This window comes from Streptomyces sp. NPDC059718 (assembly GCF_042733315.1).
GTDB lineage: Bacteria > Actinomycetota > Actinomycetes > Streptomycetales > Streptomycetaceae > Actinacidiphila.
Map to the genome: position 1 here is coordinate 93,989 of NZ_JBHWGA010000015.1, position 24,062 is coordinate 118,050.

19 protein-coding genes are annotated in these 24,062 nt (G+C 74.9%); 10 read left to right on the forward strand and 9 right to left on the reverse strand.

Features of this window, described 5'->3' with window-relative positions; translation table 11 throughout:
• Positions 1–2 precede the first annotated feature (2 nt).
• The gene (locus ACFV3E_RS18860; RefSeq protein WP_500535634.1) at positions 3–1,235 is read left to right on the forward strand and encodes a type ISP restriction/modification enzyme; all 1,233 of its coding nucleotides are present in this window, start codon (positions 3–5) and stop codon (positions 1,233–1,235) included.
• A gap of 125 nt (positions 1,236–1,360) precedes the next feature.
• Here the strand turns inward: ACFV3E_RS18860 and ACFV3E_RS18865 are convergent, their stop codons facing one another.
• Both ACFV3E_RS18865 and ACFV3E_RS18870 read right to left on the reverse strand, forming a co-directional pair.
• Positions 1,361–1,624 carry a hypothetical protein gene (locus ACFV3E_RS18865; protein ID WP_431963264.1) on the reverse strand — a complete coding sequence of 88 codons (264 nt, stop codon included), beginning with the start codon at positions 1,622–1,624 and terminating at the stop codon, positions 1,361–1,363.
• Positions 1,625–1,740: 116 nt separating this feature from the next.
• Complete coding sequence (locus ACFV3E_RS18870; RefSeq protein WP_500535635.1) at positions 1,741–2,553, reverse strand: anti-sigma factor; 813 nt, start codon at positions 2,551–2,553, stop codon at positions 1,741–1,743.
• Positions 2,554–2,728: 175 nt separating this feature from the next.
• Here ACFV3E_RS18870 and ACFV3E_RS18875 point away from each other — a divergent pair, with 175 nt between their 5' ends.
• The 4 genes from ACFV3E_RS18875 (at position 2,729) to ACFV3E_RS18890 (ending at position 9,162) form a co-directional block, all read left to right on the forward strand.
• On the forward strand, positions 2,729–4,297 hold the full coding sequence (locus ACFV3E_RS18875) for a DUF4331 domain-containing protein (RefSeq protein WP_500370362.1): 1,569 nt from the start codon (positions 2,729–2,731) through the stop codon (positions 4,295–4,297).
• 116 nt (positions 4,298–4,413) lie between these two features.
• Positions 4,414–5,769 (forward strand): tetratricopeptide repeat protein, encoded by a 1,356-nt coding sequence (locus tag ACFV3E_RS18880; RefSeq protein ID WP_500535636.1) that lies wholly within the window; start codon positions 4,414–4,416, stop codon positions 5,767–5,769.
• The gene (locus ACFV3E_RS18885; protein ID WP_500535637.1) at positions 5,766–7,433 is read left to right on the forward strand and encodes a nickel transporter; all 1,668 of its coding nucleotides are present in this window, start codon (positions 5,766–5,768) and stop codon (positions 7,431–7,433) included. Before ACFV3E_RS18880 ends, ACFV3E_RS18885 begins: the two co-directional genes overlap by 4 nt.
• A gap of 82 nt (positions 7,434–7,515) precedes the next feature.
• Positions 7,516–9,162 (forward strand): serine/threonine-protein kinase, encoded by a 1,647-nt coding sequence (locus ACFV3E_RS18890; protein WP_500535638.1) that lies wholly within the window; start codon positions 7,516–7,518, stop codon positions 9,160–9,162.
• A gap of 91 nt (positions 9,163–9,253) precedes the next feature.
• Here the strand turns inward: ACFV3E_RS18890 and ACFV3E_RS18895 are convergent, their stop codons facing one another.
• Positions 9,254–10,045, reverse strand: coding sequence for an SGNH/GDSL hydrolase family protein (locus tag ACFV3E_RS18895; RefSeq protein WP_500535639.1), 792 nt, complete (start codon positions 10,043–10,045; stop codon positions 9,254–9,256).
• 365 nt (positions 10,046–10,410) lie between these two features.
• Here ACFV3E_RS18895 and ACFV3E_RS18900 point away from each other — a divergent pair, with 365 nt between their 5' ends.
• Positions 10,411–11,526, forward strand: a complete 1,116-nt coding sequence (locus ACFV3E_RS18900; protein ID WP_500535640.1) for a DUF5925 domain-containing protein — start codon at positions 10,411–10,413, stop codon at positions 11,524–11,526.
• Positions 11,526–12,068, forward strand: a complete 543-nt coding sequence (locus tag ACFV3E_RS18905) for a TrmH family RNA methyltransferase (protein WP_500535641.1) — start codon at positions 11,526–11,528, stop codon at positions 12,066–12,068. The genes ACFV3E_RS18900 and ACFV3E_RS18905 overlap by 1 nt, the downstream gene beginning before the upstream one ends.
• Before the next feature lie 10 nt (positions 12,069–12,078).
• On the opposite strand, the gene ACFV3E_RS18910 is transcribed toward ACFV3E_RS18905, so the two are convergent.
• The 3 genes from ACFV3E_RS18910 to ACFV3E_RS18920 all read right to left on the reverse strand — a co-directional run bounded on the left by ACFV3E_RS18910 (position 12,079) and on the right by ACFV3E_RS18920 (position 15,440).
• Complete coding sequence (locus ACFV3E_RS18910; protein WP_500370355.1) at positions 12,079–12,453, reverse strand: GntR family transcriptional regulator; 375 nt, start codon at positions 12,451–12,453, stop codon at positions 12,079–12,081.
• Positions 12,450–13,616, reverse strand: coding sequence for a methyltransferase domain-containing protein (locus tag ACFV3E_RS18915; RefSeq protein ID WP_500535642.1), 1,167 nt, complete (start codon positions 13,614–13,616; stop codon positions 12,450–12,452). Before ACFV3E_RS18915 ends, ACFV3E_RS18910 begins: the two co-directional genes overlap by 4 nt.
• A gap of 294 nt (positions 13,617–13,910) precedes the next feature.
• On the reverse strand, positions 13,911–15,440 hold the full coding sequence (locus ACFV3E_RS18920) for a carboxyl transferase domain-containing protein (protein ID WP_500535643.1): 1,530 nt from the start codon (positions 15,438–15,440) through the stop codon (positions 13,911–13,913).
• 487 nt (positions 15,441–15,927) lie between these two features.
• Between ACFV3E_RS18920 and ACFV3E_RS18925 the strand changes: the two genes are divergently transcribed.
• The 3 genes from ACFV3E_RS18925 to ACFV3E_RS18935 all read left to right on the forward strand — a co-directional run bounded on the left by ACFV3E_RS18925 (position 15,928) and on the right by ACFV3E_RS18935 (position 18,319).
• Positions 15,928–16,686 carry a DUF2637 domain-containing protein gene (locus ACFV3E_RS18925; protein WP_500535644.1) on the forward strand — a complete coding sequence of 253 codons (759 nt, stop codon included), beginning with the start codon at positions 15,928–15,930 and terminating at the stop codon, positions 16,684–16,686.
• A 109-nt stretch (positions 16,687–16,795) separates the two neighbouring features.
• Positions 16,796–17,020 carry a hypothetical protein gene (locus ACFV3E_RS18930; RefSeq protein WP_499511037.1) on the forward strand — a complete coding sequence of 75 codons (225 nt, stop codon included), beginning with the start codon at positions 16,796–16,798 and terminating at the stop codon, positions 17,018–17,020.
• Positions 17,021–17,314: 294 nt separating this feature from the next.
• On the forward strand, positions 17,315–18,319 hold the full coding sequence (locus ACFV3E_RS18935) for a lytic polysaccharide monooxygenase auxiliary activity family 9 protein (protein ID WP_500535645.1): 1,005 nt from the start codon (positions 17,315–17,317) through the stop codon (positions 18,317–18,319).
• A gap of 9 nt (positions 18,320–18,328) precedes the next feature.
• Here the strand turns inward: ACFV3E_RS18935 and ACFV3E_RS18940 are convergent, their stop codons facing one another.
• The 3 genes from ACFV3E_RS18940 to ACFV3E_RS18950 all read right to left on the reverse strand — a co-directional run bounded on the left by ACFV3E_RS18940 (position 18,329) and on the right by ACFV3E_RS18950 (position 23,893).
• Positions 18,329–19,273, reverse strand: a complete 945-nt coding sequence (locus tag ACFV3E_RS18940) for an esterase/lipase family protein (protein WP_500535646.1) — start codon at positions 19,271–19,273, stop codon at positions 18,329–18,331.
• 169 nt (positions 19,274–19,442) lie between these two features.
• Positions 19,443–20,426 (reverse strand): DNA polymerase Y family protein, encoded by a 984-nt coding sequence (locus ACFV3E_RS18945; protein WP_500370349.1) that lies wholly within the window; start codon positions 20,424–20,426, stop codon positions 19,443–19,445.
• Complete coding sequence (locus tag ACFV3E_RS18950) at positions 20,423–23,893, reverse strand: DNA polymerase III subunit alpha (RefSeq protein ID WP_500535647.1); 3,471 nt, start codon at positions 23,891–23,893, stop codon at positions 20,423–20,425. Before ACFV3E_RS18950 ends, ACFV3E_RS18945 begins: the two co-directional genes overlap by 4 nt.
• Between the last annotated feature and the right edge of the window lie 169 nt (positions 23,894–24,062).

Below are 24,062 nucleotides of genomic sequence, written 5' to 3' on the forward strand. Positions count from 1 at the left end.
GCATGCCCACAGTGAGCGATGAAGCGCCGACGCTGGCCGACCTGATGCCGTGGTCCGTCCCGCCCCTGCGCCTGGGGCGGAGCTGGGTCATGGCTCCCGAGGCGGCGACCCTCACCTCGCGCTGGGACCGGCTGGTGAAGGCCGGGGGCGCCGAGCGCGAGCGGCTGTTCCATCCGACCCGGGCGCGCACCCCGCACACCGCCGTCGCCCAGTTGCCGGGCCACCCGGCGCCCACCACCCGGCTGGAGCGTGAGGAGGGCCCCTGCGCGGAGCCGGTGCGCGTGCTCCACGGCCCGTACGACCAGCAGTGGCTCATCCCCGACCAGCGCCTGATCGACGCCGCCCGCCCCGAGTTGTGGCGGGTCGCCGACGAGGACCGCCAGCTGTACGCGGTGGAACTGGCGCGCCTGCCGCAGGTCCCGGGGCCGCCGCTGGCCTTCTCCGCGCTGCTCCCCGACGGCCACTCCCCCGCCGGCCGGCCCGGCCGGATCCGGCCGTTGTTCCGCCGCCCCGGCGGACGGGACCCGAACCTCGCGCCGGGTCTGCTGGACCGGATCGCCCATCGGCTGGACACCCCGGTCGGCGCGGAGGACGTGCTCGCCTGGGTCGCCGCGCTCGCCACGGGCTCGCCCGTCGCGGTCCCGCTCACCGCCGATGCGGCGCTGTGGGCGGAGGGAGTCGCGCTGGGCCGCCGTCTGCTGTGGCTGCACACCCGGGGCGCCCGCTTCGCCGATCCGGCGGAGGACCGCCCCGCGGGGCATCCCCGGCTACCCGGCGGCCGGCGCCCCTACGTCCGGGCGGCGCTGCCCGACGTGCCGGGGGAGGCGCCGTCGTACGTCCCGGAGGAGGAGGCGCTGGTGCTGGGGAGCGGGCGGGTGGCGCCGGTGCCGCAGGCGGCCTGGGAGTTCCACGCCGGGGGGACGCGGGTGCTGGAGACCTGGTTCGAGCGACGGCTCCCCGCCGGGGAGGCGGAGGGACTCGACGCGATCCGGCCCGCCGCCTGGCCGCGGGCCAGGACGACCGAACTGCTGGAGCTGGTCAGTGTGCTGGCCCTGCTGGCGGAGCTGCGGCCGTCCCGCCGCGCGCTCGCCGCCCGGGTCGCGGACGGCCCGCGGATCAGTGCCGCCGAGTTGCGCGCGGCGCGCGTCCTGCCGGTGCCGGATTCGGCGCGCCGCCCGGCCTCCGTGCTGGATCACCACGAAGAGGGACCGGACGGGCAGTTCGCCCTGCTGTGACCACAAGTCGACACGACAACAGGCTCGGACGGAGCACACCGACGCGCCGCATCACGCAGCGCGGTGCCGGGACGGTGTACTGCGCCCGAGCCTGTCCGCTGAAGGAACGCCGAGAACGCCTCCGGTCAGCCGCGGCTGCCGAAGAGCGAACGGCGCAGCCGCCGCAGCGGCGCGAACAACGACACGCGCGCCCCGCGGCTGGCGTTCGCGCGCACGTGGTCGCGCGAGGTCAGCTCGCGCATCAACAGCGTGGCCTCCTCCGCCTCCCGCTGCGGCACGGCGGGGCCGGCCAGCACCGAGAGATGGCGGTCGAGACGCGCGCTGGACGCGCTGCTCCCGCACGTGACGGCAGGCACTCGCGGCCTGCTCCGCATTGCTATCTGATCCATGACACTCCCCACCCGTTCGAGGGCACCCGGCACCGGGCAGGGTAACCCTATCGTCCTGCGGCGTCACCTATGCATCCGCGTTCCCGGATTCACCTTCCCGTCAAGGGGGTTGACGGTCACGAACCGATCCCCAGCGCGAGCAGGGGAAGTTGCACCATGGGATCCGAGGTCGGCACCACTGATCCGCCAGTCGGCTCAACCGTCACGGTGAACGCGTACGACCGCTCGTTCAGCCCGTCGGTCACGATCGGCCCGGGCGTGCCGTCCGCCGCCGGATCGGCGCCCAGCACGCCGAGGGAGCGGAAGGACGTCGGGCGCTCGCTCACCAGCCACAGCTGGTAGACGTTCCGTCCCTCCAGGCGCGGCAGCCCGTGCACCGTCACCACAGCGCGGCGCAGGTCCCGCGACACCACGGCGGTCACCCCCCGTCCATGGTCGTCGCTCGCGTAGGCGGGGCGGGCGTCGGCGGCCGTCAGAACCTCGTTCACCGCACGCGTGTTCCCCCGTTCCCGGTCCAGTTGGGTGGCGGTCCGCAGCAGCAGGGCGCCCAGAACCGCGCAGACCAGGAGGGCCGCCCCGGCGCCCGTCGCGGCCAGGCGCGCCGCGGACGGCCGGCGCCACGCCTCCCACCAGCGGCCCGGCGCCAGGGCCTCCAGGGGCTCCGGGGCTTGCGGCGCTTCCGGATCCCCCGGCACCCCGCCCACCGGCACCTCGTCCACCTGCAGCGGCACCATCGGGGGCGCCACCATCGGGGGCGGCGGCGCGGCGGAACCCCGGTTGCCGAGCCGCACGGTGTCCCCGGCCAGATCCCGCACCCGCTCGGCGCACGCGTCGCAGCGCATCAGATGCCGTTCGAATCGGCGCAGTTCCCGCGGCGCGAGGGTGTCCAGCGCGTACGCCGCGGCCAGTTCGTGCACGGAACCTCTCATGGGTCGCCCCGCTTCCCTCCGCGGTGCACGCACCGTCCGGCCGGGCCTATATCACGTTACAACCCTGTGACACAAATTCTCCCCGGTCCGCCAATCCGCCGTCCGACCGGCCCCGAACAACCCACGCAGGACCTCTTCCAAGGGGGAGGGGCCAGACTCGCGAAGGACCGACGCGATGACCGCACACAGCAGGAACAGGCTCACGGCCCGGTTCGGGCGATCGCGCACGATCGCCCTGCTGGCCGCCGGCGCACTGGCCGCGGGGGGGCTCGCCGCGGTGGGCGTCACCGGACTGGAGCCGGGGACGGCACAGGCGTCCAGCCACCGGGAGGCACCGCTGATCTCGGGGCAGCCGCAGTACGACACCACGGACGTCTACGCGTTCGTCAGCCCCGACCGCCCGGACACCACCACGCTGGTGGCGAACTGGATACCGTTCGAGGACCCGGCCGGCGGCCCGAACTTCTACAAGTTCGCCGACGACGCCCAGTACGACATCCACATCGACAACGACGGGGACGCCCAGGGCGACTACCTCTACCGGTGGACCTTCCGGGACCACCTCCGCAACAAGAAGACGTTCCTCTACAACACCGGCCCGGTCACCAGCCTCGACGACCCGGACCTGAACTTCTTCCAGACCTACGACATCGACCTGTTCCGGCTGCACAACCAGCAGGTCACCGGCCGCTACAAGGTCGCGGACGACGTGCCCGTCGCGCCGTCGAACGTCGGCAAGGCCTCGATGCCGGACTACAACGTGCTGCGCCAGCAGGCCGTCAAGGACCTGGGCCGCGGCACCACGGCCTTCGCCGGCCAGTCCGACGACCCGTTCTTCCTCGACCTGCGGGTCTTCGACCTGCTCTACGGGGGCAACCTCTCCGAGGTCGGCGACGACACCCTCAAGGGCTACAACGTCAACACCATCGCCCTGCAGGTCCCGACGGCCGCGATCCGCCAGTCGGCCAAGCAGCCGGTCGTCGGCATCTGGTCCACCACGCAGCGGCGCACCGCGAACGGCGACTGGGCACAGGTCTCGCGCCTCGGCATGCCGCTGGTCAACGAGGTGGTCAACCCGCTCAAGGACAAGGACCGGTTCAACGCGTCCTCGCCCTGGAACGACGCCCAGTTCCTCAAGAACGTGACGCACCCCGAACTGCCCAGGCTCATCGAGGGCATCTACAAGATCAAGGCGCCGGCCACCCCGCGCGACGACCTCGTCCAGGTGTTCCTGACGGGTGTGCCCAAGCTCAACCAGCCGCCGCACGTCCGCCCGTCGGAGATGCTGCGGCTCAACACGGCCGTCCCGCCCACCGCCAAGCCCAAGCGGCTCGGCGTCCTGGACGGCGACAACGCCGGCTTCCCCAACGGCCGCCGGCTCGGTGACGACGTCGTGGACATCGCGCTGCAGGTGGTGGAGGGCGAACTGGTCGGGTCGAAGAACGACCTGGGCGACGCCGTCAACGCCAACGACCAGGCCTTCGGCGCCAGCTTCCCGTACGTGGCCCTGCCGGCCTCCGGCTCGGACGGCCCGCTGGCCAAGCCGGCCACCAACTCGGCCCAGACCAACGGGGTCACCCAGCTCAACGGGGGCGGCCTGCTCACGGGCGGCGGTGACGACAACACCGTGCTGATCGCCTCCGCGGCCTCCGGCGGCGCGGGCGTGCTGCTGATCGGTGCCGCGCTGCTGTGGTGGCGGATGCGCCGCAGCCCCGCCGGCCGCCGGGCGCACGGCCGGGCCTGAGGCACCGCTGCGCCGGGCCCGACGGCCCGGCGGAGGCACACCGCACGGCACCCGGCCGGGGCGCACCGCGAGCGCCCCGGCCGGGCTCCACCCCATCATCCCGAAAGGCAGCAGCCATGGACGTACCGGCCCCGGGCCGACTGCGCGCCGCCGTCCTGTACGCGGCGCTGGTGCTCGGCCTCGCGCTGGCGCTCACCGCGGGCGCGCTGGTCCTCGGCGGGTCCCCCGCCCCGCGGGACGCCGCGCGGACCGCGGCACCCGCCGCCGACGCCCCGCTGGACCGCCTCGCCGAGGGCGACCTCGCGGGCGGCATCGCGGCCCTGCAGACGCATCTGCGGGCCCAGCCCGACGACGCCCCGGGGTGGGCGGCGCTCGGCGCCGCCTACGTCGAGCAGGCCAGGACCAGCGGCGACCCGACCCGCTACCCGCAGGCGCAGGCGGCCTTCACCCGCTCGCTGCGGATCTCCCCCCGCGACAACGACGCCGCACTCGCCGGGCGGGCCGCGCTCGCCGCCGCCCGCCACGACTTCGGCACCGCCCTCACCGAGGCGGACCGGGCGCTGAAGGTGAACCCGTACGGGGAGCGCGCCCTCGCCGTCCGGGTCGACGCCCTGGTCGAACTCGGCCGCTACGACGAGGCGCTGCGCGCCGCCGAGCACGCGGACGCGGTGCGTCCCGGCATCCCGGTCTTCACCCGCCTCGCCTACGTCCACGAACTGCGCGGCGACCCGGCCGGTGCCCGCCGCATCCTGACCCGCGCCCTGGACTCCGCCGCGACCCCGGGCGACACCGCCTACGTCGCCACGGCGCTGGGCCAGCTCGCCTGGAGCCAGGGCCGGTACCCGGCCGCACTGCGGCACTTCGCCACCGCGCTGCGCGCCGACCCCGGCTACCTGCCGGCGGTCGAGGGCCGCGGCCGTACGTACGCGGCGCGCGGCGACCGGGAGAAGGCCCTGCGCGACCTGGGCCGGGTCGTCGACCGCTTCCCGCTGCCCGCGCAACTCGCGGAACTGGGCGAACTGTACGAGGCCACGGGCCAGGACGAGCGGGCGGAGCAGCAGTACGCGGTGGTCGGCACCTGGATCGCCCTCGCCAGGGCGAACGGCGTCGCCACCGACCTCGACGCGGCGCTGGTCGCCGCCGACCACGGGGACGCCGCGGAGGCGCTGCGCGCGGCCCGGGCCGAATGGTCGCGCCGGCAGACCGTCCACACCGCCGACGCGCTCGCCTGGGCCCTGCACGTCAACGGCCGTGACCGCGAGGCCCTGAGGTACGCCGGACGCTCCTTGGCGCCGGGCTACCGCAACGCGGCCTTCCTCTACCACCGCGGCGTCATCGAGGCGGCCCTCGGCGAGCGCGCGGCCGCCAGGACGTCGCTGGCCGCGGCGCTCCGCCTCAACCCCGGCTTCTCCCCCACCGCCGCCCCCGCCGCCCGCCGTGCGCTGGCACGCATCGAAGGAGACCCGTCATGATCCGGCGCAGGACGGCCGCCGCGGCGGCCGCGGCAGCGGCGGGAGCGGCCCTCGCGCTGCTGCCCGCGGGACAGGCGCAGGCGCATCCGCTGGGCAACTTCACCGTCAACCGCTACGACGGCCTGGTCGCCGCCCCCGGTGTGCTGCGGATCGACCACGTCGAGGACCTCGCCGAGATCCCCGCGGCCCAGGCCGTCCCCGCGATCGACCGGGACGGCGACCGGGCGCTGGGCCGCGCCGAGTTGGCGGACTGGGCGGGGGTGCGGTGCGACGCGGCCGCGGAGGGCGCGCGGGCGTCCGTCGGCGGTCGCCGCGAACCGGTCACGGTGCGCCGGGCCACGGCGACCGTACGGCCGGGGCAGGCGGGGCTCACGACACTGCGCGTCGAGTGCCGGATGACGGCGCGCCTGCCGGACGGCGGGTCCGCGTCCCTGACGTACCGTCCGGCGGACATCGGTGCCGGGCCGGGCTGGCGGGAGATCACCGCGCGTGGCGACCGGATGACGCTCCACGACGCCGACGTGCCGGGGACGTCGGTGTCGCGGCGGCTGACCGCGTACCCGAAGGACCTGCTCTCCTCTCCCGCCGACGAGCGCGCGGCCGGTTTCCGGGTGACCCCGGGCGGCCCCGCGCTGGCGGTGGAGGAGGACGCTCCCGCCGCCGGTGTGCTGCCGCGCGGTGCGGACCGCTGGACCCGGGCCCTCACCGACCTGGTGTCACGGCACGCGCTCACCCCGGGGTTCGCCGCCCTGGCCCTGCTCACGGCGCTGGCCCTGGGCGCGATGCACGCGCTCGCGCCCGGGCACGGCAAGACGCTGATGGCCGCGGCGGCCGCCGCGGGCGGCCGGCGGTCGCGCCGGGACATGGTCGCGCTGGGCGCGTCGGTGACGGTCACCCACACCATGGGGGTGTTCGCGCTGGGCCTGCTGGTGACGACCGGTTCGGCCGCGGCGCCCTCGGTCATCGGCTGGCTGGGCGTCGCCAGCGGGGTGCTGGTCGCCTGCGCCGGTGCGGCGCTGCTCCGCCGCGCGTGGCGGCTGCGGGGCCGGCCGCACGGCCACGAGCACGGACACGGGCACGGGCACGGGCACGGGCATGACCACGGTCACGGCCACGGGGGCGGCCACCACAGCCACGGCCCTCACCACCACGGCGAACACCACGTCCGCCCGCACCGCCCCGCGCCCTCACCCGGGACGGCGGCACAGGCCGCGCCCGCGGCCGTCCTCACCGCCGAACGCCCCGCCCCCGAGCGCCACGTGCACGTCCACCCGCACACACACCCGCACGCCCACCCCCACCCGCACACACACCCGCACGAGCTGCGGCCCACGCTCCGGGGCACGATCCTGCTCGGCTTCGCCGGCGGTCTCGTCCCCAGTCCTTCCGCGGTGGTCGTCCTGGTGGGCGCCGCGGCACTGGGCCAGGCCTGGTTCGGCTTCCTGCTGGTGCTGGCGTACGGCGCGGGTCTGGCGATCACGCTCACGGCGGCCGGCTTCGCCGTCGTGCGCCTCGGGCGGCTGGCGGGGAAGGCGTCGGCACTGCGGGCCCGCGGCCGGCTGTTCACGGCGGCACGGCGGCTCGCGCCGCTGGCCACGGCGTCCGTGGTGCTGGTGCTGGGCTGCGGTCTGCTGCTCAGGGCGGCGCTGGCGCTGACGGCTTGAGGGAGCTTTCCGTCGAAAGGGTCCGTTCGGGAGGAAGTTCGGTCATGCTGGGCTGCGGGCGGCACGAAGGGGGGACACGCCGATGACACGGCTCGTGGCGGGGCGCTACCGGCTGATCAGCGAGCTGGGCCGGGGCGGCATGGGTGTGGTGTGGCTGGCCCGGGACGAACTGCTGGGCCGCGAGGTGGCCGTCAAGGAGGTCAAGGCGCCGCCGGGCCTGGAGGAGGGGGAGGTCGAGCGCCTGTACGCGCGGCTGCAGCAGGAGGGCATCGCGGCCGCGCGGGTCGAGCACCCCAACGTCATCAAGGTGTACGACGTGGCCATGGCCGAGGGCAGCCCGTGGATCGTCATGGAGCTCGTCCGGGGCGTGACGCTCGCCGACGTCCTCGACGCGGAGGGCCCCATGGACCCCCGCCGCGCCGCGGGGATCGGCGGCAAGGTGCTGGCGGCGCTGCGCGCCGGCCATGCGGCCGGGGTGCTGCACCGCGACGTGAAGCCGGGCAATGTGCTCATCGGCAACGACGGGCGGGTCGTGCTCACCGACTTCGGCATCGCCATGATCGAGGGCTCCTCGGCGATCACCCGCACCGGCGAACTGGTGGGCTCACCGGAGTTCCTGGCCCCCGAGCGGGCGCTCGGCCGCCGTCCCGGCCCGGAGTCGGACCTGTGGTCGCTCGGGGTGCTGCTGTACGTGGCGGTGGAGGGCGGTTCGCCGTTCCGCCGCGACACCGCGCTGAGCACGATGCGCGCGGTGGTGGACGAGGAACTGCCCGAGCCGCGCAGGGCGGGGCCGCTGGCCCCGGTGATCACCGGGCTGCTGCACAAGGACCCGGCGGCCCGGATCCCGGGCGACGAGGTGCAGCGGCGGCTGGACGCCCTCGCCGCCGGGCGCACTCCGCCGGGCGCCGGAACGGCCTACGCCACCACGCAGGCCGCCGTACCGATGCCGCCGGGGCCGGACGGCACACCGGTCCGGTCGACACCGGTCTCCTCGACTCCCGTCTCCTCGACACCGCTCGGGCCGACGACGCCCGTCGGCACCGGATTCGGCCCCCCGTCAGGTGGCCCCCCGCCCCGGCCGCGCCGCGCGGCGGTGGCGATGGCGGCGGGCGTGCTCGCCCTCGCCCTGGGCATCGGGGGCGTGGCCTACGCCCTGCTCGACGACGGCTCGCCCGGGGGTTCCGGCCACGGCACGACCGCCGGGAACAGCCCGGGCGGCGACGGGACGCCGTCCGCCACCGGCTCGCAGGACGACGACGACACGGACGCCAGCGGCTACGAGGCGACGGCCGGCGGCGGGGACTCCGCGTCCCCGCACACCTCGGCGCCGCCCAGCACCCCGGCCCATGTGAACGTCCACGTCACGGTGTCGGCCGTGCGCGACACCTACACCGGGGACTGTCCGCCGCCCGCGGAGCAGGCGCCGTCCTTCTCGGCGGTCGTCACGGTCGACCGCACCCCGGTGACGGTCACCTACCGCTGGAAGACGAGCGGCGCCGGTTCCGACCACGGCTGGCAGACGCTCGACTTCCCCTCGGGCGGCCCGAAGAGCCGGACGGTCGAGTACACCGTGCCGTCCTACGAGCCGGACGGCACGATCGAAGGCTGGGTGGCGGTCGAGGTGCGCAGTCCGGTGGGGACGGAGTCCGCGCACGTCCCGTTCACGGTCACGTGCCGGGCGCCGAGCCCGTCGCCGAGCGGCTCCGACGGGACGGCGACGACCCCCTGAGGCAGCGCCGGCACGGGCAAGGGGTGCCGGGCGGTGGCCCGGCACCCCTCGTCTCACGTCGTCCGGGTGCTCCGCGCTGCCGTGCCGCGGGTCACGCGGCGGAGGTGAACACCGGCAGGTAGCCGCCGGACTGGCCGGAGGCGGTGGGGTGGTAGGACTCGTAGACGGGGAGGGTGAGGCTGTGCAGCCAGGCCGAGCCCGAGCAGAGCTCGTGCCCGGTGAAGGTGCCGCGGACGTCGGCGAAGGCGAAGCCGTGGTCGGCGGCGCGCTTGGCGGTGACGGTGTCGAGGAGGTCGGCCGCGTCGTTTATGGCCCTGCGCTTGGTCTCGCTGAGGCCGATGCAGGTGGTGCCCAGCTTGTAGAAGCGCGGGTAGCCGAGGACGACGACCCGGGCCGAAGGGGACCTGGAGCTGATGGCGTTGTAGACGGAGTCGAGCCGTGCGGGCAGTTGGTTGTCGGCGAAGTCCCTGGCCTGGTTGATACGGCTGAGGCAGGTGCTGTCGGAGCTGAGGACGCAGGTGGTCATCACGTCGGCGAAGCCGGCGTCGTTGCCGCCGATGCTGATGCTGACCAGGGTCGTCGAGGCGTTGAGCGGACCGAGCTGGTTGTTGAGCACGTCGGTCGTGGTCGCTCCGGAACACGCGGTGAAAGAGAACCCGGACGGGCTATGCGCGTTGGCCCACAGCCGGGGGAACGCCTTGCTGCTGCGGTAGCAGCTGCCGCTCGAGCCGTCGTAGCTGCCGGACCCGACGCCGGCGGAGTACGAGTCGCCCAGGGCCACGTAGACGGGGCCGGCGGCTCGGGCGGAACCGGCACCAACCAGGGCGAGTACGGCGGTAAGGAGAAGTGCGGATGCGGCTGACACGAAACGGGACAGTCTCATGGAACCTCCCTTAGCAGGATCTCTGCCGCATCTTTCGTACCGCGCAGTAACACGTTCGGGAAGTGTCCATGCCAAGATTTCTTGGCATGGACATTCCTGCGAGCTGTCCGTGATCGCCGCTGCGTGCACCGGAAGTGACGCCGCCTCGGCCGGCGGGCTCTACTCCCGTAGTTGGCACGCCCTTTAGGGGCGCCGGCGGCGACTCCGCCCGAACACATCACCCCGGGCCGGCCGGCCGGTACCCCATGAACCGCCGCTGTGCCCGGATCGGCCCGGTTTCACCGGGCGTTCAGGGATTCCCCGGGATTCCGCCACTGCGCGAAAACCCGGTGCGGACGCGGACCCCGTGCCGGATCATGAGCGACATGCCCGACGCAACGCCCCCGCATCGCGCCCTGTCCATCCGTCTCGGCATGAACGACGACGACTCGCCGTCCGACGCCATCGACGCCCTGTTCCTGAGCCGCTTCGTCACCGGCGAGCAGCCCTACTCGTGCGGCACGTCCCTGGACCGGGTCAAGTCGGGACTGACGCTCGTCCCGGGCGGCGGGTCGGTGCTGCGCTCCGCGCGGGACAAGGACCGCGGCGCCACCCTCGCCGAGGGCGACGGCTGGACGATCCTCGTCTCGCGCTGGCACCGCCGTGCCGACGTGACGGTGACGGCGGTCACCGAGGAACTGGCGCGGCGCGTCCTGGCCGAGGCCGTCGAGGACGCCGAGGACCAGCCGGAACCGCAGCCCGACGACGTGACCATGGGCTTCTGGTACGTCGCCCCGCGCCGCGGACCGCACCGCATCACGCGGCAGATCAGCGCCGCCCCCTGGGACGACGTGCGGGGCAACTACACCGCGCCGGTGGCGGAGGCCATGGACGGGCTGATGAAGCTCACCGCCGCCAACGTCAGCGGCCGGCTGCTGCTCCTGCACGGCCCGCCGGGCACCGGCAAGACCTCCGCGCTGCGCACGCTGGCCCGCGCCTGGCGCGACTGGTGCCAGGTGGACTGCGTCCTCGACCCCGAGGTGCTCTTCAACGACGTCGGCTACCTGATGGAGATCGCCATCGGCGAGGACGACACCGAAGGGCCGGGCCGCTGGCGGCTGCTGCTGCTGGAGGACTGCGACGAACTCATCCGCGGCCAGGCCAAGCACCAGACCGGCCAGGCGCTGTCCCGTCTGCTCAACCTGACCGACGGCCTGCTCGGCCAGGGCCGCAACGTCCTGGTCGGCATCACCACCAACGAGGACCTGGAGCGGCTGCACCCGGCGGTGGTCCGCCCCGGGCGCTGCCTGGCCCGGATCGAGGTGGGGCCGCTGACCCGCACCGAGGCGACCGGCTGGCTCGGCACGTCCGAGGGCATCGGCCGGGACGGCGCCACGCTCGCGGAGCTCTACGCCCTGCGCCGCGGCGCCTCCTCCTCCGGCGGCACCGCGCTCCCCCACCAGACGACCCCGGCCTCCGCCTCCGGAGGCCTCTACCTCTGATGGCCGGGGGTCCCCCCGGCAGCGCGAAGGGGAGGATACGGACCCGCACCCCGCAGGAACTGCGCCGCAGTCGCCGCCCGCGGTCGCACGACTGCTGGGACCACCTGTACGCGGCACCGCTGTGGCCGCTGCACGGCGCCAACCTGGGGACGCTGCTGCGCACCTGCGACGCCGTCGGCGCGTGCCTGGTCGTCCCGCGCTTCCCCTGGGTGCCGGAGGCGCTCGCCCGCGGCAACACCCTGCGGCGGCCCGCCTGCGTGCACTGGACCGGCGATCCCCTGGGCTGGCTGCAGCGGCAGCGCGACCGCGGAGCGCACGTCGTCGGGGTCGAACTCGCCGACGAGGCGGTCCGGCTGGCGGACCTGCCGGCCGCGCGGCGCACCACGGTCGTCGTGCTCGGGCACGAGCGGCAGGGCATCCCACCGGAAGCGCTCGACCTGCTCGACCTCGCCGTCGAGATCCCCATGGTCGGCATGGGCGCCAGCCTCAACGTCGCGGTCGCCGGTTCGCTGGCGCTGTACAAACTCGCCGGACTGCTGTGAGCGGCGCGCGCTACGCCTCGTACGCGGCGCGCAGCGCGTCCCGCACGGCTGCTTCGGCCGCGGCGCGGTCCAGACCGAGGCGCCGCACGCGCTGGGCGTAGGCCGACGCGGCGGCGGCCGCCTCACGGGTGGCGGCGTCGCCCGCGGCCGCGACGAAGGTGCCGTTGCGGCCGCGGGTCTCGATCACACCGTCCGCCTCCAGGGCGCGGTAGGCCTTGGCCACGGTGTTGGCCGCCAGGCCGAGGTCGTCCGCGAGACCGCGGACGGTGGGCAGCCGGTAGCCGACCGGGAGGGCCCCCGAACGGGCCTGGTCCGCGATCTGCTCGCGCAGTTGCTCGTAGGGCGCGGCGGCCGCGTCCGGCCTGACGGTGATCTTGAGGCTCACGGTGTGTCGTCCTCCCGGCGGGACGGGGCAGCGCTGTTTGTCGCGGCCATTGTGCTGCACGCACCGTCCGCGAGGACGACGGCGCGGCCGGACCCCGCCGGGTCGTGGGCGATCGCGTCCCCCGGCTCGTGCAGGTGCAGCACGAAACGCTCGCCCGCGCGGTACGCCTCCAGGCCCGCCCTGCAGTACGCCACCATGTCGTCCGGCAGTGCGTCCAGGGGGAACCAGCCGAGCTCCGAGCACTTCTCCGGCTCGCGGTTGACCGGCTCGTGGACGCCGCCGTCCGCCTCGAAGAACCAGCCGATGCGCTCGCCCCCGCCGGGCGCGCGGTGCTGCATGACCAGGGCGACGGCGACGTCCTCGGGGCGCAGCACGACGCCCACCTCCTCGTGGGCCTCGCGGACCAGGGCGGTCAGGACGTCCTCGCCGTCCTCGACGTGGCCGGAGGGGGCGTGCAGCAGGCCGTCGGCGTAGCCGGTGTTGACGCGGCGGCCGAGCAGGACCTCGTCGCCGCGGCGGAGGACGAGGTGGACGTCGACGATCTCCGTGTGCCTGCGCGGCTGCTTGATCCGCACGACCGCGGCATAACGCTCGTCGCGGACCGGGCCGCCCCACAGCGCGGTGTCGTGGGCGAGCTGCTCGATCTCGGTGTGCTCGGCGAGCGGCCGTACCATCGCGGCCAGTTCGGCGGCGCGGATGCCCGCCGGCTCGGCCTCTCCCCAGCGCCCCTCGACCAGCACGAGGCGTCCGCCGCGGCGCAGCAGCCGGGCCCAGCCGCGCAACGCGGCCACGGGGTCGGGCAGCGCCCAGAGCAGGTGCCGGACGAGCACCACGTCGAACCGGCCCTGCGCGACGGGCGGTTCGGTCGCGTCCCCGAGCAGGACGCGGGCCCCGGTGCCGGCCAGCTTCGCCCGGGCCAGCGCGGCCATGCGCGGGGAGCGGTCGACGGCGGTCACCCGGTGCCCCTGCTCGGCGGCGAGCCGCGCGAGGCTGCCCGTGCCGCACCCGAGGTCGAGCACGTCCGCCGGGGTGCCGGGCAGCCAGGTCCGCAGCCGCGCCGCCCACGCCTCCCGCACGGCGGGGTCCCGCAAGCCGTGGTCGGGCTCCTCGTCGAAGCGGTCGGCCACGGTGTCCCAGTACGTGTCACTGCTGAGTTCGCCCACCCCGTGATCCTTCCACCCCCCACTGACAACGCCCCCGTGCTTCCCCACCGGGACCGGCGGACGCGGACGGGGGTCCGCCACCGGGACCGCCGGGTCAGGTCCGCACCACGACCGCCCCGTGGCGATCCCCCCAGGAAGGCGCGGCAGAACCCGCCGCGCCCCGAGCGGAACCACCCCCACCGTCCGCGGACGCCGACGCCTCCGCACGGGGCCACCCTCCGCGCCGGCACCACCGGCTTCCCCCCGGCCGGGATCCCCGCCCCGCGGCGCGGAACGTCTCCCGCGGAAGGGGCGTCAGCCCAGGCCCAGGTTCCGGTAGCGGGTACGGCGGGCGGCGAGGCGGACGGCACGGGGGTGGGCGCGCAGGGCCGCGAGTTCGGCACCCAGGACCGCGCCGAGGCTGGCCAGGAAGGCCTCGGGCTCGTCCGCCGCGTCGGGCGTCTCCTCCACCACCCGGTCGACGATCCCGTGCGCGGCCAGGTCCGCCGACCGCACCCCCTGACGCCCGGCCACCTCGTACGCCCGTTCCGTCGTCCGGTAAAGGATCGCCGAGGCCCCCTCCGGCGGCAGCGGGGAGAGCCACGCGTGCCGCGCGGCCACCACCCGGTCCGCGGGCAGCAGCGCGAGCGCGCCCCCGCCGGCGCCCTGTCCGAGCAGCAGGCACAGCGTGGGCGCGGGCACGGTCATCAGGTCGGCGAGGGAGCGCGCGATCTCGCCCGCCAGGCCGCCCTCCTCGGCCTCCCGGGACAGCGCGGCACCCGCGGTGTCGACCACGGACAGCAGCGGCAGGTCCAGTTCCGCCGCGATGCCCATGCCGCGGCGGGCGACCCGCAGGCCGGCGGGGCCGAGCGCGGGCGGCCGCCCGTCGCCGGTCTCCCGCCGGTCGTGGCCGAGGACGACGCAGGGCGTGCCGCCGATCCGGGCGAGCGCGAGCAGGAGTCCGGGGTCCCGCTCCCCGGCGCCGGTGCCGCTGAGCGGGGCCACGTCCCGGGCGGCCGCCGCCAGCAGGGCGCGCAGCCCCGGCCGTTCGGGCCGCCGTGAGCGCCGGATGGACTCCGCGGCCGGAGGGGCGGGGACTCCGGGCGCCGGATCGGGCCCGGCCCCGCCGGTGTCCGGGACACCCGCCGTGTCGCCGCACAGCACCCCGAGGACGCGTGCCGCGGCGTCCGCGAGTTCCGCGGAGGGCAGGACGGCGTCCACGATGCCGTTGGCCAGCAGGTTCTCCGCGACCTGGACGCCGGACGGGAACTCCTCCCCGTACAGGGCCTCGTGGACCCGCGGGCCGAGGAAGCCGATGAGCGCGCCGGGCTCGGCGGCGGTGACGTGTCCGAGGGAGCCCCAGGACGCGAAGACCCCGCCCGTGGTCGGGTGCCGCAGGTGGACCAGGTACGGCAGGCCCGCGGCCTTGTGGTCGGTGATGGCCGCCGCGACCTTGACCATCTGCAGGAACGCGATGGTGCCCTCCTGCATCCGCGTCCCGCCCGAGGCGGGCGAGGCCAGCAGGGGCAGCCGCTCGCGGGTGGCCCGTTCGACGGCCCGTACGAGGCGTTCGCCCGCGGCGACGCCGATCGAGCCGCCCAGGAAGCGGAACTCGCCCGCGACGACGGCGACCCGGCGGCCGCGGATCCTGCCCTCGCCGGTGACGACCGACTCGTCGAGCCCGGTGCGCTCCCGTGCCCGGGCGAGGTCGGCCCGGTACCCGGCGTCGTCGAGGTAGCCGGGCAGGGCGGTCACGGGCTCGTCCCAGCCGTGCCAGGTGCCGGGGTCGACGACGGCGTCGATGAGCTCCAGGGCGGCCGCACGGCGGCGCGTCGGTTCGGTCATGGCGTCACCCTAGGGTGCCCGCCGGGGCCTGTGGCCAGGGCCAACACCTCACGGAACACGGGGCGGAGGTCACTCGTACGGCGCAACTCCATCACGGGGCGGGGGTCGTTGTGGGGATGTGGTCACAGTCGATTCCCAGAACGCACCGGGTGCGCCGGCCGGGAACGAGGTCCCCCGGACGGTTCCGGCGCCCATCCGCCGCAGCCGTCCGTACCGCCCCAGGGAGGGCGTCCCCCTCGGGGAATGGGTCTTCGTCCCGGGAACGGCGGGATTCTTCGGCCGGAGTCCGGACGCCTACATCGAGCGTGGCGAGGAGCGTATTCCACTCGTGTACTGCTCTTCGGAACTGGAACAGTTCACCAACGAAATGGTCGGCATCGAGGGGGATTTCATCCGCCGCTGCTCCGGCATCGATCTGGATGCGCGGTATTAGGGCGTGCATTCGCCGTATCCCCCGCCCACGCACGGCCCCGACAGGAATTCCTTCATGCCGCCTTTGCAGGACCGTTTCCGCTTCGAGAACGACATGCCGTACGAGGACCACCTCAGCGGCCACACCATTTACAGTCCCCGCCAGAATCCGGACGACACTTCGGGCAACGGCTACTTCTCCGCCCCGGACTACGACGTCCTGAACGGGGCGTGGACGTCCGAGGAGGAATTGGCCCAGCTCCTCGAACCCCCTCAGGCGGAGGAGGTGGACGACTACGAGGAGGACGACGACGTCTTCGCCGCGCCCTCCCCGGAGTCCGCGACCCACGAGCTGCCGCTCACCCGGCACCGGCACCGCAGGATCCGCCGGGCGGCGCTGCGGCAGAAGGCGGCCCGGACCCAGACGCTCAGCTTCGTCGTCGCCGCGGTCGCGGCCACCATCGTGGCCATGGTGAGCGTGCTCGGCGGGATGGTCGCCCACGACCCGTTGCGCCACATCGCCGCCACCAACGGGGCGTCGGGGCTGGCGGGCTGGTGGCCGCTGCTGGTCTACGGCCCCTGGATGGTGGCCTCGTTGTCGATCCTGCGGGCCGCGCTGCACCAGCGCCGGGCCCCGCACTCCTGGGCGGTCGTGCTGCTCTTCTCGGCCTTCGCGATCCTGTTCTGCGTCGCCTCCGCCCCCCGGACGATCACCGACTGGACCGTCGCCAGCCTCCCCGCCATCGCGGCGCTGTCCTGTTTCCACCAGCTCGTACGGCAGATCACCCTCACCCACCCCCCGCGGCGCACCCCCCGCAGCCGGCACTCCTCCTGAGGGGACGGCACGGCGACGCCGCCCATGATCCGCATCATTGACGTGTCCATTGCGACGATGTGAGGATGCCGGTGATCCGGTCGTTCAACGAGCTCTTCCTGGAGGGGACATGAACAAGCGCAGGGGCGCCTCGGTCGCCGTGGCCGTGGCCGCGACGCTCACCGGGATGCTGGCGCTCGCCGCCCCGGCGAACGCGAGCGTGCCGTACAAGGTGTACTCGACGAGCGCGGCCTGCAAGACGGCCGGCCAGAAGTTCGTCGACTCCGGCCAGGCCTACCAGTACACGTGCACGTGGGACAGCCCGGGCTACCTCCTGACGCTCTGGCTCGGCTGACGCCGGCGGAACACCCGGGGACAGGCGGGCGGGCGGCGCCGGACAGGACTCCTGTCCGGCGCCGCCGTCGTGCCGGGGACCCGGGCCGCACCGGCGACCGGCACCCTCAGCCCCCGCTTAGCGATGCCTTAACGCCGCCATAAAGATCGCCCGCAGGTCCTCCGAACAGGGGTTCCGCCCGTGCGGCGCGGCTAGCGTGCTGGTTCGCCGGCGCCCGTCGGCGCCGCGCACGGGGGCGGCGCCGGCGGGGTCCCGGCACCGCGCACCGGGCCACCGCAGAAGGAGAACCCCACCATGACCGCACGCCGCAGGGCCGCCCTGGCCGCCGTCCTCGGGATCGGACCGCTCGCGCTGACCGGCCTGGCCGCGGGACCGGCGAGCGCGCACGGCACCATGGGCGGCCCGGTCAGCCGGGTGCTGACCTGCTACGCGGAGAACCCCGAGAACCCGGCGTCGGCCGCGTGCAGGGCGGCGGTCGCTGCGGGCGGCACGCAGGCCTTCTACGACTGGAACGGGGTGCGCATCGGCGACGCGGCCGGACGTCACCGGCAGGTGATACCGGACGGCAGGCTGTGCAGCGCGGGCAACGCGGAGTTCAAGGCGCTGGACCTGGCGCGGGCCGACTGGCCGGCGACGAGGATGACGCCGGGACGGCAGGACCTGGCGTACCGGGTGACGGCCCGCCACAAGGGCTCGTTCGAGCTGTACATGACGAAGGCGGGGTACGACCCGTCGCGGCCGCTGACGTGGTCGGACCTGGAGGCGCAGCCGTTCGCGAAGGTCACCGACCCCCGGGTCCGGGACGGCGGTTACGTCCTGCCGGTGGACGTGCCGGCCAGGTCGGGGCGCCAGCTGGTCTACGCGATCTGGCAGCGCTCGGACAGCCCGGAGGCCTTCTACTCCTGCTCCGACGTGCTCTTCGGCGCGGACACCGGGAAGGCCGCCGGAGCGCCCGCCGCGCCCGCGCCCTCGGCCCCGGCCGGGACCGGGACCCCCGCCGCGGCCACGACCGCCCCCGCGCCCACCGCCTCGGTGCCGGACGACGCGCGGATCGCCGCCGGGGCGGACCGGTCGACGGCGCGCCACCACCATGCGCACACCGCCGCGGACGGATCGGCGAGCCCGCTCGCGGAGCCGTCCGCGACGGCGGACACGTCCTCTTCCGGCGCGGACCTCGCGGAGACCGGAAGCGGCAGCACCGGCACGACCTCGCTGATGGTGGCGGGGGCCGCCGCCGTCTCGCTCGGTGCGTCGGTGCTGCTGCTCGTCGCCCGCAGGCGCCGGACGCGGGTCGGCTGACGGGGGAGGTCAGCTGAAGACGTCCCCGCAGTCGGTCGCCGTGGCGTGCGCCGGGTCCAGGGCGTTGGCCGCCTCGTGGAACACGATGCGGTCGGCCAGCCCGACGAAGACGTGCTCGGACAGGTCGAGCGGGCACAGGTCCTGCAGCACCACGTTGCGGACGTCGGGGCCGGACAGGAACTGCGAGGTGTACGGCGTGACGACCTCGTCGTACTTGGTCGCGATCACCGTGTAGCGGACGCCGGGGAGGGTGTCGCCACCGGCGTTCAGCTTGGTGAGGAAGGCCGATCCGGCCATCTGGTCCGTCAGCCCCTGCGGGCTGAGGTGCTCGATGGCCTCGGCCGCCCCGGGGAAGTACGGCAGCAGCTTGAGCAGCCCGTTGAGATCGGTCCCGTGGTTGCTGGGCGCGATGCCGACGAGCGCGTTCACCTTGGGGGCACCGCCCAGGAACTTCATGTAGTAGCGCGGCATCATGCCGCCCTGGGAGTGCCCGACGATGTCGACCTTGCCCGCGCCGGTGGCCGCGAGGACCCGGTCGACGTAGTCGGCGAGCTGCTGGGAGGACGCGGTGATGGAGCCGAGCCCGTAGAAGAGGGGCACGCCCGGCAACTGGCCGTAGTCCAGGGAGTAGACGCAGTAGCCCCGCTTGACCAGGTAGGGCGCGAGGCCGAGCCAGTTGTCGATGGAGTTGCCGAGGGTGCCGTGGACGAGGACGACGGGCCGCGGGTGGGCGGCGGACGGCTTGCAGGACCAGTTGTTCCAGCCGCTGCTCGCGGTGGCGCCGGCGGTGGTGGTCGCGGCGGCGACGGTCGTGGTGGCGTGGGTGTCCGACGCGGGTGTCTTCGCCAGTGCGGTGGTGGTGCTGTCCACCAGGACGGGGGTGGCGAAGAGGGCGGCGGTGAGAGTCAGCGCGGAGAGGAGCCGGAGCGCTGATCGCGGTCTGATGGGCAGCATCGAGCGATCTCCTCGCAGGTGGGGGAATGACTGGCTCCCGTGCAGCCTGTGATCCGGATCACCAGAGTGCTGAGCTTCCGTCAATTTACGGAGGAGTAACAAACGTCGCTAGCTACCGGTGGGTAAAGAATTCATCACGCCGGCTTCACGTCGATGTGATAATGGACCGTCAGGCCGCACCCGACAGTGCCGCGGGCATCAGCGCCCGCGGGCCGAAGCGGGCCCGCGCCCGGTCCGCGACCGCCTCGATCCGGCGCGCCTTCTCGTCCCCCGGGTCCAGGCTGAGCTGCAGCGTCGCCAGACCGGCGTCCGTCAGCCCCTCCGCGCGCAGCGCGAGGCCGCGCACCCGGGCACGCTGCAGCCCCAGCCCCTCGTAGAGCCGGTACGCGGCCTCGGCGAGGGCGGTGCCGTGGCCGGTCGGCTCGGGCAGCCCGCGGGTGCGGGTGGTCGTGGAGCGGTCGGCGTAGCGGACGGTGAGGGTCAGTGAGCGCGCGACCCGGCCCGACGCGCGCAGCGAGGAGCCCAGTTCCTCGGTGAGCGACAGCAGGGCACGGCGGTGCCGCACCGGGTCCAGTTCGTCGTGGCCGAAGCGGCGCTCGGCGCCGGCCGAGCGGGCGGGGGCGTTCGGGACGACCGGGGCCGGGTCGATGCCGCGGGCCCGCTCGTGCGTCCTGCGGCCCGCCGCGGCGCCCAGGATCCGCTGCAGGGTGCTCAGGGGCGCGGCCGCGACCCGTCCCACGGTGTCCAGGCCGTACGTGCCCAACTGCCGTGCCGTCGCCGGGCCGACGCCGTGCAGCGCCGCCACCGGGCGCTCGGCGAGGAAGGCCGCCACGGCCGCGGGGTCGGTGGGGGCGGCGCGCACCGCGCCCTCCGGTCCGCCCTGCGCCGCCATCCGGGCGAGCAGCGGGTTCGGGCCGACGCCGATCGTGCAGTCCACTCCGTGGAGCGCGAGCAGCCGCACCCGCAGCAGCGTGGCCAGTTCCGCGGCGTCGCGCCCGAAGTAGCGCAGCGCCCCGCGGACGTCGGCGAGCGCGGCGTCGGGCGGGAGCGCCTGGACGACGGGGGTGAAGCCGCCGAGCAGCCCGAGGAGTTGCCCGTACAGCGCCTCGGTGGCGTGGAAGTGCACGTACAGCACGTGCAGGTCGTCCGTCATCGCCCCGCGCTCCCCGGGCTGGAGTGCCACAGCTTGCGGCCGGTCGGAGCGCCTTCGCCCGCGGGCCGCAGATCGGCCCAGGGGTGCATCTCGTACCCGGTGGACATGCGGACCCGGCGGCCCCCGGGCGGGGGCGCGGGGAGGCCGGCGGGTTCGCCCGGGGTCTCGGCCAGGCGTGCCGCGACCGCCTCCAGGCCGCCCTCCCTGCGCAGTTCGACCAGTTCGGCCAGGTTCCAGGCGGCGGCGCCGACGACGGACAGGCTCTGCGGTCCGCGGCGCTGGACCACCCCGCGGACCAGCAGCAGCCAGGAGTGGAAGACGGTGTGGGCGCAGGCCTCGTGGCTGTCGTCGAAGAAGGCGAGGTCGACCAGGCCGGTGCCGTCGTCGAGGGTGGTGAAGATGACCCGGCGCCCGGAGCGGATGGGCGGGGTCTGGGTGGCCGCCTTGGCCCCGGCGACCAGCACGGTCCGGCCGTGCCGCACCTCGCGCAGCCGGTTCGCCGGGATCGCGCCCAGCTCCTCCAGGAAGGCGAGGTGGTCGTCCATCAGGTGGCGGGAGGCGTCCATGCCGAGGACGCCGAGTTCGGCGCCGAGCCGCTCGCCGTCGTCCATGTCGGGCAGGCCGGCCGGCGCGAACGCGGGCTCGCCCTCCCCTCCGGTCAGGGTGAGCTGGCCGTCGTACGCGGAGGCCCGGCCCTGCCGGTGTACTTCGGCGACCTGGAGCAGCATGTCGCGGCGGTTGCCCCCGAAGGGGTCCAGCGCGCCGACCTGGACCAGGCGTTCGGCGGCGGCACGGCCCGGGCGGGCGCGCTCCCACAGGTCCTGGAGGGAGGAGTAGGGCTGTCCGGCGGTGATCCGGGCGACCTCGGCCTCGCCGATGCCGTGCACCTCGGAGAGCGCGAGCCGCAGCCCCCACACCTCCTCGTCCACCTCACCGCCCCCCTCACCGGACACCAGTTCGATTCGGTAGGCCGCGCCCGACCGGTTGACGTCCAGCGGCAGCACCGGCACCCCGCGCCGCCGCGCGTCCGCGAGCAGCAGCCGTTTGGGGTACATCCCGGGGTCGTGGGTGAGCACCCCGGCGTAGAAGGCCGCCGGATGGTGCGCCTTGAGCCAGGCGGACTGGTAGGTCGGCACGGCGAAGGCGACGGCGTGCGCCTTGCAGAAGCCGTACGCGCCGAAGGCCGAGACGATCTCCCAGGTGCGCCGGATGACCTCGCGGGAGTAGCCGCGCCCCCGGGCCGCGTCCGCGAACCAGGCCCGCAGCCGTCCCTGCCGGGCCTCGTCCGACAGCGCGCGCCGCGCCTCGTCGGCGAACCCCCGGTCGCAGCCGGTCATGACGCTCATGATGTCGATGAGCTGCTCGTGGAAGACGACGACCCCGTGGGTCTCGCGCAGCACGGGCTCCAGGTCGGGGTGCGGGTAGTGGACGGGCTTGCGGCCGTGCCGGGCGTCGATGAAGGGCCGCACCATGTCGGCGGCGACCGGCCCGGGACGGAACAGGGAGATGTCCACGACCAGGTCGTGGAAGGTGGCCGGCTGCAGCCGCCCCACCAGGTCGCGCTGGCCCGGGGACTCGATCTGGAAGCAGCCCAGCGTCTCGGCGGACCGCACCAGTTCGTACGTCGCGGGGTCGCCCTGCGGGATGCGGTCCAGGTCGATCCGGCCGCCGCCGGTACGTTCCACCTCGTCCAGGGCGTGCGCCATCGCGGACTGCATGCGCACCCCGAGCACGTCGAGCTTGAGCAGCCCGAGGTCCTCGACGTCGTCCTTGTCGAACTGCGACATGGGGAAGCCCTCGCCGCTGGTCGGCACGACCGGTGTGCGCTCCAGCAGCCCGGCGTCCGACAGCAGCACCCCGCAGGGGTGCATGGCGACCCCGCGCGGCAGCGCGTCCAGCGCCTCGACCAGCTCCCACAGCCGGCCGTGGTCCTCCCCCGCCACCTGCCGCAGCTCGGGCAGCTCGGCGAGCGCGGCCCGCGCGTCGCGGGCCCGGATGTGCGGGAAGGCCTTGGCCAGCCGGTCGGTCCGCTCCGGGTCCATCCCGAGGGCGGTGCCCACGTCGCGCACGGCGTGCCGGACGCGGTAGGTCTCGGGCATGGCGACGGTGGCGACCCGCTCGCCGCCGAAGCGGTCCAGGATCCGCCGGTAGACCTCCAGCCGGCGGGCCGACTCCACGTCGATGTCGATGTCGGGCAGCGAGGCCCGCCGCCCGGACAGGAAGCGTTCCATGAGCAGGTCGTGCTCGACGGGGTCGGCGGCGGCGATGCCCAGCAGGTGGTTGACGAGCGAGCCGGCGCCCGAGCCGCGCGCGGCGACCCGGATGCCCATCTCCCGTACGTCGGCGACCACCTGGCCGACGGTGAGGAAGTACGAGGCGAAGCCGAGCCCCTCGATGATCCGCAGCTCGTGGTCGAGCCGCGCCCAGTACTCCGGCTCCCGGTCGTGGCCCTCACGGACCATCCCGGCCGCGCAGCGCGAGCGCAGCACGCGGTCGGCGGTGCGGGCGCCCGCGCCGACGACCTCCGGCTCGGGGAAGTGCACCTGCCCGAGCCCCAGGTCCTCCTCCGGGTCGACGGCGCAGCCCGCGGCGGTCTCCTCGGTGGCCCGCAGCAGCCGGTGGGCGTCGCCGCGGGCGAACCCGGCCGCCTCCATGACCCGCTCGGCGGTGCGCGCCATGTCCCCGGCGTCCTTCAGCCAGCGCTCCCCGCTGTCCAGGCCCCCCGCGTCGCGCACGTCGATCGGCACCAGCCGGCGCGCCGAGTCCAGGACGTCGGCCACCTCCCCCTGGCCGGGGTCGGCGTAGCGGACGGCGTTGGTCAGCACCGGGACGACGCCCTGCTCGACGGCGAAGCCGACGGTGCGGGCGGCGAGCCGCAGCGAACCGGACCCGGTGCCGGTGCGGCCGTGGTGCACGGCTTCCAGGCGCAGCGCGTCCCCGTACACCTCGCGCCAGGGGCGCAGCAGCCTGGCGGCCCGGTCGGGGCGTCCGGCCGCCAGGGCGCGGCCGACCTCGGAGTCCGCGCCGAGCAGCACGTACAGCCCTTCCCGTCCCAGGTCCTCCCAGCCGATGCCGCCGTCGGTGTGGGCGGCGCTGACCAGCCGGCACAGCGCGCCCCAGCCTCGGCGGTCCCGGGCGAGGAAGACCGCCCGGTCGGTCGCCTCCGGCACGAAGGCCCCGCCGCGCACCGGGGTGCGCCGACGGGCGGCCGGCGGACCGGCCTGAAGGGCGGCGCCCTCCCCCGCGTACGCCGCCGGCACCGCCAGGGAGGCGCCGAACAGCGGCCGCACCCCGGCCCGCGCGCACGCCTTGGCGAAGCGCACCACGCCGGCCACCGTGTCCCGGTCGGTCAGCGCCAGCGCGTCCATCCCCCGTTCGGCGGCACGCTCGGCGAGCCGCTCGGGGTGCGAGGCCCCGTACCGCAGCGAGAAGCCGGAGACGGTGTGCAGGTGCGTGAATCCCGGCATACGCACCTCCGACCGCTCACGTCTCCCCCCTTCCGGACCCTCCGCCACCCACCATAGACCACTTGTCGAACACGTGTACGAAGACACGCCGGATCCCTGTCCTCCGCCACCCTCCGCGTGGTTTCATGCACACGACGTCACCGACGCTCACACCCCGATGGGGAGTCGC

Coding starts and splice junctions, on each gene's coding strand:
- ACFV3E_RS18860 (WP_500535634.1), top strand. CDS start 3: ATGCCCACAGTGAGCGATGAAGCGCCGACGCTGGCCGACCTGATGCCG.
- ACFV3E_RS18890 (WP_500535638.1), top strand. CDS start 7,516: ATGACACGGCTCGTGGCGGGGCGCTACCGGCTGATCAGCGAGCTGGGC.
- ACFV3E_RS18900 (WP_500535640.1), top strand. CDS start 10,411: ATGCCCGACGCAACGCCCCCGCATCGCGCCCTGTCCATCCGTCTCGGC.
- ACFV3E_RS18870 (WP_500535635.1), bottom strand. CDS start 2,553: ATGAGAGGTTCCGTGCACGAACTGGCCGCGGCGTACGCGCTGGACACC.
- ACFV3E_RS18875 (WP_500370362.1), top strand. CDS start 2,729: ATGACCGCACACAGCAGGAACAGGCTCACGGCCCGGTTCGGGCGATCG.
- ACFV3E_RS18925 (WP_500535644.1), top strand. CDS start 15,928: ATGCCGCCTTTGCAGGACCGTTTCCGCTTCGAGAACGACATGCCGTAC.
- ACFV3E_RS18885 (WP_500535637.1), top strand. CDS start 5,766: ATGATCCGGCGCAGGACGGCCGCCGCGGCGGCCGCGGCAGCGGCGGGA.
- ACFV3E_RS18920 (WP_500535643.1), bottom strand. CDS start 15,440: ATGACCGAACCGACGCGCCGCCGTGCGGCCGCCCTGGAGCTCATCGAC.
- ACFV3E_RS18930 (WP_499511037.1), top strand. CDS start 16,796: ATGAACAAGCGCAGGGGCGCCTCGGTCGCCGTGGCCGTGGCCGCGACG.
- ACFV3E_RS18935 (WP_500535645.1), top strand. CDS start 17,315: ATGACCGCACGCCGCAGGGCCGCCCTGGCCGCCGTCCTCGGGATCGGA.
- ACFV3E_RS18905 (WP_500535641.1), top strand. CDS start 11,526: ATGGCCGGGGGTCCCCCCGGCAGCGCGAAGGGGAGGATACGGACCCGC.
- ACFV3E_RS18945 (WP_500370349.1), bottom strand. CDS start 20,426: ATGACGGACGACCTGCACGTGCTGTACGTGCACTTCCACGCCACCGAG.
- ACFV3E_RS18950 (WP_500535647.1), bottom strand. CDS start 23,893: ATGCCGGGATTCACGCACCTGCACACCGTCTCCGGCTTCTCGCTGCGG.
- ACFV3E_RS18940 (WP_500535646.1), bottom strand. CDS start 19,273: ATGCTGCCCATCAGACCGCGATCAGCGCTCCGGCTCCTCTCCGCGCTG.
- ACFV3E_RS18865 (WP_431963264.1), bottom strand. CDS start 1,624: ATGGATCAGATAGCAATGCGGAGCAGGCCGCGAGTGCCTGCCGTCACG.
- ACFV3E_RS18895 (WP_500535639.1), bottom strand. CDS start 10,045: ATGAGACTGTCCCGTTTCGTGTCAGCCGCATCCGCACTTCTCCTTACC.
- ACFV3E_RS18880 (WP_500535636.1), top strand. CDS start 4,414: ATGGACGTACCGGCCCCGGGCCGACTGCGCGCCGCCGTCCTGTACGCG.